15 protein-coding genes and 1 pseudogene are annotated in these 14,648 nt (G+C 64.7%); 7 read left to right on the plus strand and 9 right to left on the minus strand.

Translation table 11 applies throughout. From position 1 onward, the window contains the following. Positions 1–72: 72 nt before the first annotated feature. From petA to ACIGJE_RS10950, 7 genes and pseudogenes are all read left to right on the plus strand, one after another. Entirely contained in the window at positions 73–627 is a 555-nt protein-coding gene (gene petA, locus ACIGJE_RS10920) for a ubiquinol-cytochrome c reductase iron-sulfur subunit (protein ID WP_105861606.1), read from the plus strand. An 11-nt stretch (positions 628–638) separates the two neighbouring features. Next, positions 639–2,789 (plus strand): annotated as a pseudogene (locus tag ACIGJE_RS10925) (cytochrome c1). A 189-nt stretch (positions 2,790–2,978) separates the two neighbouring features. Beyond that, a complete protein-coding gene (locus ACIGJE_RS10930; RefSeq protein WP_311933588.1) occupies positions 2,979–3,542 on the plus strand; it encodes an adenine phosphoribosyltransferase in 564 nt (187 codons plus the stop codon). A gap of 210 nt (positions 3,543–3,752) precedes the next feature. Further along, positions 3,753–4,373 carry a 50S ribosomal protein L25/general stress protein Ctc gene (locus ACIGJE_RS10935; RefSeq protein ID WP_311933586.1) on the plus strand — a complete coding sequence of 207 codons (621 nt, stop codon included), beginning with the start codon at positions 3,753–3,755 and terminating at the stop codon, positions 4,371–4,373. 168 nt (positions 4,374–4,541) lie between these two features. Further along, entirely contained in the window at positions 4,542–5,144 is a 603-nt protein-coding gene (gene pth, locus ACIGJE_RS10940; protein ID WP_311933583.1) for an aminoacyl-tRNA hydrolase, read from the plus strand. A 119-nt stretch (positions 5,145–5,263) separates the two neighbouring features. After that, entirely contained in the window at positions 5,264–6,361 is a 1,098-nt protein-coding gene (gene ychF, locus ACIGJE_RS10945; protein WP_311933581.1) for a redox-regulated ATPase YchF, read from the plus strand. Positions 6,362–6,547: 186 nt separating this feature from the next. Further along, positions 6,548–7,588: a LacI family DNA-binding transcriptional regulator gene (locus ACIGJE_RS10950; protein WP_311933579.1), complete on the plus strand. Its 1,041-nt coding sequence runs from the start codon at positions 6,548–6,550 to the stop codon at positions 7,586–7,588. Between the two features lie 22 nt (positions 7,589–7,610). Here ACIGJE_RS10950 and phnN read toward each other — a convergent pair whose 3' ends face one another. Genes phnN through phnG form a run of 9 tightly spaced genes read right to left on the minus strand, consistent with a single transcriptional unit; the run spans position 7,611 to position 14,584 of the window. After that, positions 7,611–8,216, minus strand: a complete 606-nt coding sequence (gene phnN, locus ACIGJE_RS10955; protein ID WP_311933578.1) for a phosphonate metabolism protein/1,5-bisphosphokinase (PRPP-forming) PhnN — start codon at positions 8,214–8,216, stop codon at positions 7,611–7,613. Beyond that, complete coding sequence (locus ACIGJE_RS10960) at positions 8,213–9,376, minus strand: alpha-D-ribose 1-methylphosphonate 5-triphosphate diphosphatase (RefSeq protein WP_415083346.1); 1,164 nt, start codon at positions 9,374–9,376, stop codon at positions 8,213–8,215. The genes phnN and ACIGJE_RS10960 overlap by 4 nt, the downstream gene beginning before the upstream one ends. A 15-nt stretch (positions 9,377–9,391) precedes the next feature. Then, positions 9,392–10,102 carry a phosphonate C-P lyase system protein PhnL gene (phnL, locus tag ACIGJE_RS10965; RefSeq protein WP_483680057.1) on the minus strand — a complete coding sequence of 237 codons (711 nt, stop codon included), beginning with the start codon at positions 10,100–10,102 and terminating at the stop codon, positions 9,392–9,394. Then, the gene (gene phnK, locus ACIGJE_RS10970) at positions 10,099–10,881 is read right to left on the minus strand and encodes a phosphonate C-P lyase system protein PhnK (RefSeq protein ID WP_483680059.1); all 783 of its coding nucleotides are present in this window, start codon (positions 10,879–10,881) and stop codon (positions 10,099–10,101) included. The genes phnL and phnK overlap by 4 nt, the downstream gene beginning before the upstream one ends. Continuing rightward, positions 10,878–11,348 carry an N-acetyltransferase family protein gene (locus ACIGJE_RS10975; protein WP_483680061.1) on the minus strand — a complete coding sequence of 157 codons (471 nt, stop codon included), beginning with the start codon at positions 11,346–11,348 and terminating at the stop codon, positions 10,878–10,880. The genes phnK and ACIGJE_RS10975 overlap by 4 nt, the downstream gene beginning before the upstream one ends. Continuing rightward, a complete protein-coding gene (locus ACIGJE_RS10980) occupies positions 11,345–12,364 on the minus strand; it encodes an alpha-D-ribose 1-methylphosphonate 5-phosphate C-P-lyase PhnJ (RefSeq protein ID WP_483680063.1) in 1,020 nt (339 codons plus the stop codon). The genes ACIGJE_RS10975 and ACIGJE_RS10980 overlap by 4 nt, the downstream gene beginning before the upstream one ends. Further along, positions 12,361–13,473: a carbon-phosphorus lyase complex subunit gene (locus ACIGJE_RS10985; RefSeq protein WP_483680065.1), complete on the minus strand. Its 1,113-nt coding sequence runs from the start codon at positions 13,471–13,473 to the stop codon at positions 12,361–12,363. The genes ACIGJE_RS10980 and ACIGJE_RS10985 overlap by 4 nt, the downstream gene beginning before the upstream one ends. Next, positions 13,473–14,093, minus strand: a complete 621-nt coding sequence (gene phnH / locus ACIGJE_RS10990) for a phosphonate C-P lyase system protein PhnH (RefSeq protein WP_394310319.1) — start codon at positions 14,091–14,093, stop codon at positions 13,473–13,475. Before phnH ends, ACIGJE_RS10985 begins: the two co-directional genes overlap by 1 nt. Further along, positions 14,093–14,584 carry a phosphonate C-P lyase system protein PhnG gene (gene phnG / locus ACIGJE_RS10995; RefSeq protein WP_483680067.1) on the minus strand — a complete coding sequence of 164 codons (492 nt, stop codon included), beginning with the start codon at positions 14,582–14,584 and terminating at the stop codon, positions 14,093–14,095. The genes phnH and phnG overlap by 1 nt, the downstream gene beginning before the upstream one ends. Positions 14,585–14,648: the final 64 nt, after the last annotated feature.

Genomic DNA, 14,648 nt, shown 5'->3' on the forward strand with positions numbered 1-14,648 from the left:
GGGGCTGATAGGGTCCGGTTCCTCCATCATCCCGGCGACGGCCGGGATGCGACGTATGAGAAGGATCGATCCGTGGCAGTCACGAACGAACACGCCGCAGAGCCCACTCGTCGCGATTTCATTTACATTGCCACCGGCGCGGTCGGTGCTGTGGGTGTCGCTGGCGCAGCTTGGCCTTTCATCAGCCAGATGAATCCGGACAAGGCGACCATCGCGGCGGGCGTGCCGGTCGAGGTCGACCTGACGCCGATTCCCGAGGGACAGTCGGTGAAGATCTTCTGGCGCGGTAAGCCGATCTTCATTCGTCACCGCACCAAGGCCGAAATCGCAGCGGCCGAGGATGTCAAGCTGACCGACCTGAAGGACCCCCAGGCCGATGCGGACCGGGTCAAGAAAGATCAGGCACAATGGCTGGTCGTGGTCGGCATCTGCACGCATCTGGGCTGCATCCCGCTGGTCAACGAAGGCTCCTATCACGGTTGGTTCTGCCCCTGCCATGGTTCGGTCTACGATACCTCGGGACGCATCCGTCAGGGTCCGGCTCCGCTCAACCTGGAAGTTCCGCCCTATAATTTCGAGAGCCCGACCAAGATCATGATCGGCGCCGAATCGAACGCACAAGCTTAAGGTCACAATTCATGAGCGGAACCTCGACCTGGACCCCGAAATCCAGCCTTGGACGGTGGTTCGAGAGCCGCCTGCCGATCGGTGGGCTCGTCCACTCCTCGTTCATCGCCTATCCCACGCCGCGCAACCTCAATTATATGTGGACCTTCGGCGCCATCCTCTCCTTCATGCTGGGGGCGCAGATCCTCACGGGCGTGGTGCTGGCGATGCATTACGTCTCCGATTCGAGCCTGGCCTTCACCTCGGTGGATCTGATCCGTCGCGACGTGAACTGGGGCTGGCTGATTCAGAAGCTGCACGCCAACGGCGCCTCGATGTTCTTCATCGCGGTCTATCTCCACATCGCCCGCGGCATGTATTACGGCTCCTATAAGGGCCCCCGCGAAGTGCTGTGGCTGCTTGGCGTCGTCATCTTCCTCTTGATGATGGCAACCGGCTTCATGGGCTATGTGCTGCCCTGGGGCCAGATGTCGGGCTGGGGCGCTACCGTCATCACCAACCTGTTCTCCGCCATTCCCGTATTCGGCAAGTCGATCGTGACCTGGCTGTGGGGCGGCTATGCGGTGGGCAACCCGACCCTGAACCGCTTCTTCTCGCTGCATTATCTGCTGCCTTTCATGATCGCCGGCGTCGTGGTGCTGCATATCTGGGCGCTGCACGTGGTCGGCCAGAACAATCCGACCGGCGTCGACATCAAGTCGGACAAGGATTCGGTGCCCTTCACGCCGTATGCGACGCTGAAGGATGCTTTCGGCATCGCCTGCTTCCTCGTCTTCTTCATGTATTTCGTGTTCTACATGCCGGATTATCTGGGCGATCCGGAGAACTACATCACCTTCGATCCCGGCAAGACGCCTGCCCATATCGTGCCCGAATGGTACTTCCTGCCGTTCTACGCGATCCTGCGCTCGATCCCGGACAAGCTGCTGGGCGTCATTATGATGTTCGCCGCCATCGTCATGCTGGCGCTGCTGCCCTGGCTCGACACCTCGAAGGTGCGTTCGGCGGTCTATCGTCCGGTGTTCCGCTGGGTGTTCTTCATCTTCGTGGCGATCTGCATCGGCCTCGGCTGGATCGGCTCGCAGCCGCCGGAAGGCTCGAAGGTGCTGATCGGCCAGATCCTGACTGCGCTGTACTTCGCCTACTTCCTCATCGCCCTGCCGCTGCTGGGGTTGTTTGAGCAGACCAAGCCGGTGCCCGCTTCGATCGCCGATGCCATTCTGGCGAAGTCGAGCGGCATCCCCCTGCCGGCCGCAAACACCGCCGAATCGCAAAGCAAGGGCTGAGGGGCGAACGAGATGATTGAGATGTTCAAACCCTCACGCGTAGCCGGTCTGGCTGTCGCCCTTGCCACCCTGTTCGGCGCTGCCGGCCTTTCCCAGCCCGCCTGGGCGGAGGGGGGCGAGCAGCCGACCCGCCAGCAATGGAGTTTTGCGGGCCCGTTCGGGCGCTATGATCAGGGCCAGCTGCAGCGCGGCTTCAAGGTCTATCGCGAGGTCTGCTCGGCCTGCCACAGCCTGCATCGCGTTGCCTTCCGGACCTTGGCCGATCCAGGCGGTCCCGGTTTCACCGAAGGCCAGGTCAAGGCCCTCGCGGCCGAATACACAGTGATGGACGTGCCCAACGACAAGGGCGAGGTGCTCGAGCGCAAGGGTCGGCCTGCGGATTATTTCCCGCTGGTCTATCCGAACGATCAGGCTGCTGCCGTCGCCAACAATGGTGCCATTCCGCCGGACATGTCCCTGCTCGCCAAGGCGCGCGGCGTGAAGTCCGGCTTCCCTGGCTTCGTCTTCGACATCTTCACCCAGTATCAGGAGCAGGGCCCCGACTATATCCATGCCCTGATCACCGATGGCTATCTGAAGGATGACGAGAAGCCGCCGGAGGGCGTCACCGTTCCGCCGAACGGCCACTACAACAAGATCTTCGGCGCTTCGATCGGCATGGCCAAGCCTCTGGCCGATGGGCAGGTGGAATATACCGACGGTGCGCCGCAGACGGTGGATCAGTACACCCGCGACGTCGCGGCCTTCCTGAATTGGGCTGCCGATCCCTCGCTCGAAAAGCGCAAGCAGACCGGCTTCGTGGTGATCATCTTCCTGATCGTGCTGTCGGGACTGCTCTACTACACCAAGAAGAAGATCTGGGCCGACGCCCATTGAGGGCTTCGACCAACGCTTGATTGAGCAAAGCCGGGGATCGCCGATCCCCGGCTTTGCTGTTTCAGGCCCTGCAGTTTCCTCTCGATCGATTTATTGGCTCGACCGGTGGGAAGCCGGCTGGCTGGTACGGCCTCGACTCTTGCGTGCGAGCGTGGTCTTTTTCGGCAACGAATCCCCGGAAGGCAGATCATGACCGCCAAGACAGAAATCTCGGGCTCCACAGCCCGCTTCCTCAAGGACGCGATCCGCACTATTCCAGACTATCCCAAGCCCGGAGTGGCGTTCCGCGACATCACCACCTTGTTGGGCGATGCCTGGGCCTTCCGACGGGCTATCGACGAATTGGTGCAGCCCTGGGCGGGTGCCAAGATCGACAAGGTGGCTGGGATCGAGGCGCGCGGCTTCATCCTGGGGGGCGCACTCGCCCACCAGCTCTCTTCCGGTTTCGTGCCGGTGCGCAAGAAGGGCAAGCTGCCGCACGAGACCGTGCGCATCGCCTATTCGCTGGAATATGGCCTCGACGAAATGGAAGTCCACAAGGATGCGGTGAAACCGGGCGAGCGGGTCATCCTGGTCGACGACCTCATCGCCACCGGGGGTACGGCGGAGGCCGCGGTCAAGCTGCTGCGCGAGATCGGTGCCGATGTGCTGGCCGCGGTCTTCATCATCGATCTGCCCGAGCTGAAAGGGGCCGACAAGATCCGGGCGCTGGGCGTGCCCGTGCATACGCTGGTGTCCTTCGAAGGCCATTGAACGGGAGGGGAGGCATGGTGGGTCGGTCTTCAGACCGGCCATGGCGCATTCATACCGGTCTGAAGACCGGCACACCTGGCTTCTTGCTTTTCGCCCGGGATGCGTCTATGAGAACGCCGTTCCGCGACCAGACACCCCTGGAGGCAATGCGGAACGACCGAACCGGCCGCGCCAGCGGCCTTTTTCTTTGAACAACCCTAGGAACATACAATGTCCGTGAAGCAGATTTCCGCCACGGCTCGCACGCAAGTGGGCAAGGGGGCCGCGCGTGCCGTTCGTCGTGAAGGCAAGGTACCGGCCGTGATCTATGGTGCCGGCAAGCCCCCCGTTTCTATCGCGCTCGACGCCAAGGAAGCCAACAAGCTGGTTTACGCTGGCCACTTCCTCACCACCGTGTTCGAGATCGAAGTTGATGGCAGCAAGACCCGCGCCATTCCGCGCGACTATGCTCTCGACCCGGTCAAGGACACCGTCGAGCATGTCGATTTCCTGCGCGTCGATGCCGGCTCGCGTTTGCGCGTCGATGTTCCCGTGCATGCCGTCAACGCCGCGACTTCCGTGGGCGTGAAGCGCGGCGGTGCCGTCAACATCGTGACGCACTCCCTCTCGGTTCTGGCTCCCGCCGACAAGATTCCCGATTCGATCGATGTCGACGTTGCCGCTCTCGATATCAACGATTCGGTCCACGTCTCGCAGATCAAGCTGCCGGAAGGCGTTTCCTACGCCGGGCAGGACGACGCGACCCTGGTCTCGATCGTGCCGCCGGTCGGTGAAGAAGCTGCTCCCGCCGCCGAAGTGGCTGCCGAGCCCGCTGAAGCTGCCAAGAAGTAATCCGGCTGCATATCCATTGCTGCGATGGCCGGGCTCGTCCCGGCCATTCGTGCTTTCATAGCGTTTGGCGAGTTGGTGGAAGCACCAAGAATCGCAAAGACGCGTTCGAAAGAGGAGCTGAAGCAAAACAGCGTTTTCGCTTAGACGCGCTTTGCTTCAGGGGCCATCATGCGTCTGTTCGTCGGTCTCGGTAATCCGGGTGCCAAATATGCCGCCAATCGGCACAATATCGGTTTCCTCGCCATCGACGAGATCGCGCGGCGCCATCGCTTCGCGCCCTGGCGCTCGCGCTTCCAGGGGCAGGTCAGCGAGGGCAGCGTCGGCGGTGAGCGCGTCATGCTGCTCAAGCCGCAGACCTATATGAACGAAAGCGGGCAGTCGGTCGGCGAGGCCATGCGCTTCTACAAGATCGGCCTGCCTGATCTCACGGTCTTCCACGACGAACTCGACCTGGCGCCCGCCAAGCTGCGCGTGAAGGTCGGCGGCGGCAATGCCGGCCATAACGGACTGCGATCGATTACCGCCCATTGCGGCAACGACTATCGCCGCGCCCGGCTCGGTATCGGTCATCCCGGTGACAAGGCGCTGGTGCATCATTTCGTGCTCAGCGATTTTGCCAAGGCCGAATGGCCCTGGGTCGAAGATCTGTGCACCGCCTGTGCCGATGCGGCGCCACTGCTGGCTGATGGAGAGGATGCGAGCTTCCAGAACAAGGTGCATTTGTTCATGGAGGCGAGGGGGCACGGCGCTGCCAAGCTGGCGGGAGCCTAGGAGAGGCACGCCGGGCTTGCCTTCCCATTGACGTTGCGCTGCTTCCTATCTACCCAGCGCCTTAACGGATTTCGTCGGCGGCAGGAGCGCGCCGGCTACAAGATGAACGAGCGATCACCATGGGTTTCAAATGCGGAATCGTCGGCCTGCCCAATGTCGGCAAGTCGACCCTGTTCAATGCGCTGACGCAGACCGCGGCGGCGCAGGCGGCCAACTATCCCTTCTGCACCATCGAGCCCAATGTCGGCGACGTGGCGGTGCCCGACGAGCGCCTGGAGAAGCTCGCCTCCATTGCCAAGTCTGGAACCATCATTCCCACCCGCCTGACCTTCGTCGACATTGCCGGCCTGGTGCGGGGGGCCTCCAAGGGCGAAGGCCTCGGCAACCAGTTCCTCGGCAACATCCGTGAATGCGACGCGATCGCCCATGTGGTGCGCTGCTTCGAGGATGGCGACGTCACCCATGTCGAGGGCAAGATCGACCCGGTCGCCGACATCGAGACCATCGAGACCGAACTGATGATCGCTGATCTCGACAGCCTGGAGCGCCGCGTGGTGGCGCTGGAGAAGAAGGCGCGGGGTGGCGACAAGGAGGCCAAGGAAAGCCTCGATTTGATCAATCGGGCCCTGGTTCTGCTGCGCGAAGGCAAGCCCGCCCGTCTGGTCGAGGTCAAGCCTGAGGAGCGTCGTGCCTTCGACATGCTGCAGCTCCTCACCGCCAAGCCGGTGCTCTATGTCTGCAATGTCGAGGAAGCCTCGGCCGACAAGGGCAATGGCCTGTCCGACAGGGTGAAGGCCCGCGCCGCCGAGGAAGGCGCCAAGGCGGTGGTGGTCTCCGCCAAGATCGAGAGCGAGATCGCCATCCTGCCGCCCGAGGAGCAGAAGGACTATCTCGACGCCATCGGCCTGAACGAGCCCGGCCTCAACCGCGTCATCCGCACCGGCTATGAACTGCTCGATCTCGTCACCTATTTCACGGTGGGCCCCAAGGAGGCTCGGGCCTGGACCATCACCAAGGGCATGCGCGCCCCGCAGGCTGCAGGCGTGATCCATTCCGATTTCGAGAAGGGCTTCATCCGCTCCGAGACCATCGCCTATGGCGACTATGTCGCCCTCAACGGCGAGGCGGGCGCCAAGGAAGCCGGCAAGTTCCGCCTGGAAGGCAAGGATTATGTGGTCGCAGACGGCGATGTTCTGCATTTCCGCTTTGCGACTTGAGTGCAAATAAATCGCACTCGATCTGAAGATCTTGAAAGGTCTTTGTTTGTCCGCTGAACCGGCGTAATTTAGCATTGTGATAGGCCAATTGGCGGCTCTTGATGGAATGCTGCCGATTGGCGGAAGAAAATCGATTTATCTGTGCTATGATGGCGTGAGTGTTCGTTCGTGACAGGGGCGGGGGCCATGCAATCCAACGAGCCGCCACGCAAGACGCCGGGCGAGCGGGCGACCATCCATGACGTCGCCCGGCTTGCCAATGTTTCGCCCGCCACCGTTTCCAAAGTGCTTCGCGGCCTCGGCGCCGTGAAGGCCGAAAGCGTGGCGCGTATCCATGCCGCCGTGCGGGAGCTCGGTTTCCGGGTCGACCCGCTGGCAGCCAATCTGCGCCGCTCGCGCCGCTCTATCGTCGGGCTCATCGTTCCTGACTTCCGCAACCCCTTCTTCGGTTCGATGGTCGCCCATTTCGAGCGTCTGGCGGAGGGGAGCGGCTATCGCCTGGTGACCGTTTCCAGCGCCGAGAAGACCGAGCGGGAGGCTGCCCAGACCGAGGCACTGCTCGACTGGCGCGTGGCCGGCATGATCGTGGTGCCGACGGATGGGCGGCCAGCCGCCGAAGCCTCCCTCCTCGATCAGAAGGTCGCCACGGTCCTGCTCGACCGCGTTCCCGACGAGACCGGCTTCGATCGCGTCAGTGTCAACAATGTCGAGGCCAGCGCCGCCGTCATCCGTGAACTCGTGGCTCGGGGACATCGGCGTATCCTGCTCGGCCCGTCCTCGCTCGACCTCACCAATATGCGCGATCGCGTCGATGGCGCGATGGCTGCGGCGCGGCAGGCTGATATCGTCGAGGATATCGAGGTCCTGCTGTGCGGCCCCGATGTCGCGTCGGCCATGCATGCGATGGCTTCGCGCTTCGACGAGGGAAGGCTGCCGACGGCCATCTTCACGCTGTACAGCCCCGCCACGCTTGCGGCGTTGCGTGAGGTGGAAAGACGCGGCCTCGTCATGCCTCGGGATCTGTCGGTCGTCGGGTTCGACGACATCGAATGGATGCAGGTGACGCACCCGCCGATTGCCGCGGTGATACAGCCGGTGCAGGCGATTGCCGAAGTCGCTTGGGCCCAGCTCATGCAACGCCTGGCCGAACCCGGCGAGTCGCCCCGGACCGTCGAGGTGGCCTGCGAGCTCGATTTGCGGGGATCGGTCGCCGGTCCGCCCGCCTGATCGAACGATCCGCCGTGCCGACCTATTCCATCGCCTGTGCCTGCCCGGAGAGTTCGGCCTGCAGATGGGCGATCAGCCTGTCGGTTGCCGCTTCCACCGGGCCGTCATTGCTGATGATGAGGTCGGGGGCGAGACTATCCTCGCGGTCGATCTTGCGGGCCAGGCGCGCCCGGATCATCTCTTCGCTTTCGCGACCGCGGGCCGCCAAGCGTTGGGCGATGATCTCGGCAGGCGCGGTGACCAGCACGACGCTGAGGCCGGCAAAGCGCTGGCGTGCCTCCGGCAGGCTGGAGCGCGAGAGGTTGCAGACGGCATGGCGCCCTTCCTCGGTCGCAAGCCGCACCTCGAGAGGCAGGGCATAGCTCAGGCCATGCGCGCGCCAGGACAGCGAGAAGCCTCCTTGCGCTTCCAGCTCGGCAAAGCGCTCCTCGGACAGCGTGTCGTGATCTTCCGAAGCATTGCTTTCACGCGTGATGATGCGACGCGGGAAGATCAGGCCGGGATGATCCGCGAAACGCAGGCGGGCGGCATCGATCAGCGTGTCCTTGCCGGCACCGCTCGGCCCGACGATGGCGATCAGCTTGCCGAGCCGCGGCTTGGGCTGGATCAAGGCGGGTTCGTCGGTCATGCCGCGATCTTGCCCTCGCTCCAGACACGGCGGATGATCGGCGTGGTGCCGGCGCCCGAGGCGACCTGGGTCACCCGCACCAGATCCGCGCGGCGTCCCTGTTCCAACCGGCCACGATCATCAAGGCCGGTGGCACGGGCCGGCGTATCGCTGACCATGCGCACCGCCGCCGCCAGGTCGATCGAGGGCACGCGCTCGGGCAGCTGGAAGGCGGCGAGCAGCAGGCTGGCAGGCACATAGTCGGAGGAGAGGATGTCGAGCACCCCTTCGCCGGCGAGGTCCGACGCCGCGATATTGCCGGAATGGGAGCCGCCGCGCACGACGTTCGGTGCGCCCATCATCACGCTGATGCCGGCAGCGTGCGAAGCGAGTGCTGCTTCGAGCGTGGTGGGGAATTCGGCGATGGCGACCCCGTCCGCCACAGCTTCTTCAACATGCCCGGCGGTGGCATCGTCATGGCTGGCGAGCACGATGCCGTGTTCGCGCGCCAGCGCCACCAGGTTCGTACGGCTGTGCATGGCGAAGCGGGCATGCCTGTCGAGCTTATCCTTGATGTAGGTCTCGACATCGGTCTCGCCGCGCACCCGGCGTGGGAAATAGAAATTCATCCAGGTGTTGAGATCGCGGAACTGGCGCTGGCCGGGCGTATGATCCATCAGCGAGGCCAGATGGACGGGGTAGAGCTCCCGGAAGGCCTGGAAGGCTGTGAGGACGTCCGGCGTGGCGAGTTCGCAGCGAATATGGGTGCGGTGCTCCACGCGCAGATGGCCGTGCTGGCGCGCCTCTTCCAGGGCTCCGGCCAGGGCCGTGCCTTCCTTGGAGATCGTGCCTTCCTCCGTCTCGGATCCGAGGCGGATGGAGTCGAAGACGGTGGTGATGCCGGCGGCCGCGATCTGGGCGTCATAGGCCATCACCGCACTGAGGGCATGCCAGCGCACCGAGGGGCGCGGCGAGTAATGGGCTTCCAGATGGTCGGTATGGAGTTCCACCAGGCCGGGCAGGATATGGTCCCCAGCCATGTCGAGTCCCTTTTCCGGTGCCTCGCCCTCGCCCATGTCGGCAATGCGGCCCTTGTCGACGGCGATCCAGCCCTTGTCGATCACATGATCGGCCAGGACGAGGCGGGCATTGCAAAGAACAAATTGCTCAAGATCAGGCATGGTTGAAATGTCCGTTCAGGCGGCAAGAGAGGGGACGGAAAACTGGGTGACGTCGACCACGCGGTCGGCGACTCGCTCGCGCACATCCTCATCATGAAAGATGCCGACAATTGCGACGCCATTTTGTTTCTTGGCGGTGACGAGCTCGACGACGACGGACCGGTTGGCGGCATCGAGCGAAGCGGTCGGTTCGTCGAGGAGCAGGAGAGGACGGTCGGCGGCCAGGCCGCGTGCGATGTTGACGCGCTGCTGCTCGCCACCGGAAAAGGTCGCGGGCGGCAGGCGCCAGAGCCTCTCCGGCACGTTGAGCCGGTGAAGCAGGTCCTGGGCGCGCCTTTCGGCCGCATCCTCGGCCAGGCCGGTCTCGCGGGCCGCTTCCGCCACGATGGCGAGGGCGCAGACGCGCGGGATCACACGCAGGAACTGGCTGACATAGCCCATGGTGCGGCGGCGCAGCGCCAGGATACGCCTTGGCTCGGCCGTCGCGATATCCACCGTCTCATCGCCTTCGCGCAGCAGGATCGCGCCGCCATCGCAGCGATAATTGCCGTAGATCATCTTGAGGATCGAGGATTTGCCGGCCCCGGACGGGCCGCCCAGCACGACGCATTCCCCCGGGGTGACGGTGAAGCGAACATCCTGCATCACGCCGATGCTCTGGCCACCCTGGAGGTGCAGGGTGAAGCTCTTGGAAACGCCTTCGAGGGTGAGGATGGGGGAGGTCATGCTGCCAGTACCGAAGAAACCAGAAGTTGGGTGTAAGCCTCGTGCGGATCGTCGAGCACCTGGTCGGTCAGCCCGGTTTCGATCACCCGGCCCTGCCGCATCACCATGATGCGGTGCGATAACAGCCGTGCGACAGCGAGGTCGTGCGTGACGATGACGACCGCGATGCCGAGATCGGCGACGAGGCCGCGCAGGAGGTCGAGCAGGCGGGCCTGTACCGAGACATCGAGGCCGGAGGTCGGCTCGTCCATGAAGACGAGGCGGGGGCGGGTCACCAGGTTGCGGGCGATCTGCAGGCGCTGGCGCATGCCGCCGGAGAAGCTGGCGGGCGTATCGTCGATGCGGTCGGTCTCGATCTCCACCCGGCCGAGCCAGTCCAGTGCCGATTCTCGAATGCGTCCATAGTGCCGCGCGCCGACCGCCATCAGGCGCTCGCCGACATTGGCGCCGGCCGAGACGCCCATGCGCAGCCCGTCGCGTGCATCCTGGCGCACGAAGCCCCAGTCGGTGCGCAGAAGGAAGCGGCGTTCGGCCTCGCTCAGCGCGAAAAGGTCCCGGACAGCCCCATCACGCATGCGATAGCGCACGGATCCGGCGGTGGGCTCGATTTCGCTGGAGAGGAGCCCGAGCAGGGTCGACTTGCCCGATCCGGATTCGCCGACCACGGCGAGAACCTCGCCTTCATAGAGATCGAAGGAAACGTCGGCGCAACCCAGGCGCGTGCCGTAATGCTTGGTGAGCCCGCGTCCCTGGAGCAGGGGGGAATCGTTGAAGGTCATGCGGCTTTCTCTGGCAAGGACAGGCGGAAGGACACGCCATGGCGCTCGAAGCCGAGCGAATCGTAGAAGGCATGGGCGCGGCTGTTGTGCAGGCTGGAGGCGAGAATGGCCTTGTAGCAGCCCTTCTCCTGCGCCAGGCGGAAGGCGGCCTGCAGCATGAGCCGGCCGATGCCTTCGCCCTGTCGATCTGAAGCGATCACGACGTTCTCGACCACGGCGAAGGGAGTGCCGCGCCGGGCGAGGTTGTCGACCGCCATCAGGCAGAAGCTGCCGACGACCGTGCCTCCCTGTTCGGCGACATAGAGCCCGTAATCGGGATAAAGGCCGAGATGTTCGAGCTTGTCCTCGGCTTCGGCGAGCGTCAGAACATTGTCGCCGTTGAAATCGGGCTGTCCGTAGAGGGCGAGCACGGCCGGCAGGTCCGCCTTGCCGCCGATGCGCACGGACAGGGCAGGTGCGATGCTCATGGCCTGGTCTCCTCGGGCGCGCGGATGTCCTCATCCGCCCTTTCCTCCTCACCGGACGTACCGTTTCCAAGGGTGGATGAGGACGTTTGCGCTTCCAGGGGCGATGAGCCCAGCATCTCGCCCTTGTGCCCCGCGGCCCGCCTGGTCTCGCAATGGTCGGTGTCCGAGCAGACGAACATTCGGCCGCCGCGATCGTCGAGGACGACCTCGTCGAGATAGACGCCCTGCGCGGCGCAGAGAGCGCAGGGCTGACTGAAACGCTGCACGCTGAAGGGATGATCCTCGAAGTCGAGGCTCTTCACCCGCGTATGCGGCGGCACGGCATAGATGCGCTTCTCGCGCCCGGCTCCGAAGAGCTGCAACGCCTCGCAACCGTCGATCTTGGGATTGTCGAATTTCGGCGTGGGCGAGGGATCCATGACATAGCGTCCAGCCACCTCCACCGGATAGGCATAGGTGGTGGCGATATGGCCATGGCGGGCGATATCCTCGTAGAGCTTCACATGCATCAGGCCGTAATCGGCAAGGGCATGCAGCTTGCGCGTCTCGGTCTCGCGCGGCTCCAGGAAGCGCAGCGGCTCGGGGATCGGCACCTGATAGACCAGGATCTGGTCCGGCTTGAGGGGCGATTCCGGCACGCGATGGCGTGTCTGGATGATGGTGGCATCCTGCGTGGCGGTGGTGGTGGCGACGCCGGCCGTCTTGGCGAAGAAGCGCCGGATCGAGACGGCATTGGTGGTGTCGTCGGCGCCCTGGTCGATCACCTTCAGGACGTCGTCGGGCCCAATCACGGCGGCGGTCACCTGCACGCCCCCCGTGCCCCAGCCATAGGGCATCGGCATCTCGCGCGAGGCGAAGGGCACCTGATAGCCGGGAATGGCGATGGCCTTGAGGATCGCCCGGCGGATCATGCGCTTGGTCTGCTCGTCCAGATAGGCGAAGTTGTAGCCGGCCTCCGCTGGAATGCGGTCGCTGCCGGCGAGCGGCGTCCGGGATTGGATCTCTGTCTGGCTCATGCTGCGTCCTCCTGCCGGACCTCGGCCTGTGCCGCCTCGCGGCGTTCGGCATGCTCGGCCCTCAGGCGTCTGACGAGGTCGAGCTCGGCCTGGAAGTCGACGTAATGGGGCAGTTTCAGATGCTCGACGAAGCCAGTCGCCTGCACGTTGTCGCAATGGGACATCACGAATTCCTCGTCCTGGGCAGGGGCGGTCCGCTCCTCGCCGAATTCGCGCGCCCGGAGTGAGCGATCGACCATCGCCATGGACATCGCCTTGCGCTCGGCCTGCCCGAAGACCAGGCCGTAGCCGCGGGTGAATTGCGGCGCGGCTTCGGCAGAGCCTGCGAACTGGTTGACCATCTGGCATTCGGTGACGGTGATCGAACCCATCGGCACGGCAAAGCCGAGCTCCTCCGGCACGAATTCCACCTCCACTTCCCCGAGCCGGATCTCGCCGACGAAGGGGTGGGTGCGGCCGAAGCCGCGCTGGCTGGAATAGGCAAGCGCCAGGAGGAAGCCTTCATCGCCGCGGGCGAGCGCCTGCAGCCTGAGGTCGCGGTCTACAGGGAAGGCCAGGGGTTCGCGGGTGAGATCGCCCACCGGGCGTTCGGAGTCCGGCGCAGCGTTGCGCTCAATCAGGTCCTCGCCGCCGAGCAGGTCGCTGACGCGCGGCGTCTTCTCCCCGGCGGCGGGCTTTTCCTTGGGGGGCTCGACCTCGGCGCCGGCGGCCAGCATGAAGTCGAGCAGGCGATGGGTGTAGTCGAAGGTCGGGCCGAGCACCTGGCCGCCCGGCAGGTCCTTGAAGGTCGCCGAGATGCGACGACGAATGGCCATGTCGTCGGTATCGACAGGCGTGCTGGTGCCGAAACGCGGCAAGGTGGTGCGATAGGCACGTACCAGGAAGATCGCTTCGATCAGGTCGCCCCGGGCCTGTTTGATGGCGAGGGCGGCCAGATCGCGGTCGTAAAGCGAGCCCTCTGCCATCACGCGGTCGACGCCGAGGGTGAGCTGTTCGCGGATCTGCTCGGTCGAGAGATCGGGCACCGCTTTGTCGCCGCGCCTGACATGGGCGAGCAGGCGATGGGCGTTGTCGATGGCTTCCTCGCCACCCTTGACGGCGACATACATCAGGCGACTCCAAGAATTTGGGACGAGCGCGGCAGGGCTGCGATCCTGCCCGGCGCCGTGAAGACGATATCGACGCCGCGCGGAAAGGCGGCATGGTTGGCGCCAAGCTGCCGGCGGAAGTCGTCGGGAAGCGGCGCGAGTGCCAGACCCGCATCGGTCTTGATGCCAGGCCCGGTGAAGACGAGATCATGGCCGGGTTCGAGCCGCTCGAGAGCGATCAGCAGCGTGGTCGAGCGGTCGGGATATTCATCATTGCCCTGGGCGAAACTGGCGAGATCGGGACAGGCGGCTGCGTCTGCGATGAGGGCAAAGGCCGCCTCTTGGGGGGCGTCCGTCAGGCGGGCGCCGGTATGGAAGGTGAGATAGGCCCGCACCTGCGGTGTCCGCAGCCTGGCATCGAGCCAGAGCGGGGCCTCGTGATCGGCCAGAGCGAGGGCAAGGGCCGCCAGCTCCGGCGTCAGCGGCGCTGGCGGCACGAGACCCGTTTCAAGGGGCCGGAGACGGGCCGGCCGGGCCAGCGCGTCCATGCAGGCTCGGAAGACGGCCTGGGATTCGATTGCCGCATCGGCAAAGCCGGGCGCCAGATCCTGTGCAAATTGGTCCTGTGCAAGGCCGATCATCAGTCCTCTCCCCGTACCATGGTGAAGAAATTGACCCGGGTCGCTGCGGTCTGCCGGGCTGAAACGCCGGCTTCCGCATTCAGCCGGGTGGCCACCGGCCGCAGTGCCCGTTCGACCGCCTCACGCCGGGCATCGTCCTGCCAGAGTGCGTCGAGCAGGGCGGCGGCGCTGGCCTTGGCGCTGTTACGGCCGAGATGATAGGCAAAGCCAACAGGCCCATTTTCGAGCCGGACGGTGGCGCGCGATGTGCTCGCCTCGCCCAGGTTGAAGGCGGCGCCGTCGCCGCCGACCCGGCCCTGCAGCATGACGAGGCCGGTTAAGGCGGGCCGCAGTGCCGCATGGGCCGGCAACGGGGCCAGGGTCGAGAGGGCTTGGTCGAGTTCGGCACCGGTCGCGTGGGCACAAAGACGCATGACGGCCTGGCGTGCCTTCAGTCCGGCAGCGGGCTCGGCCGCCATCTGGCGATGACGATCTGGGGAGGACTCATTCATGTCGGAACCATTGCTCTGCCTTGGATCACAACAGGCTGGCGCAGCATGTTGTCTAGTGATATAG

The organism is Labrys sp. E2SS-1L, from assembly GCF_057073705.1.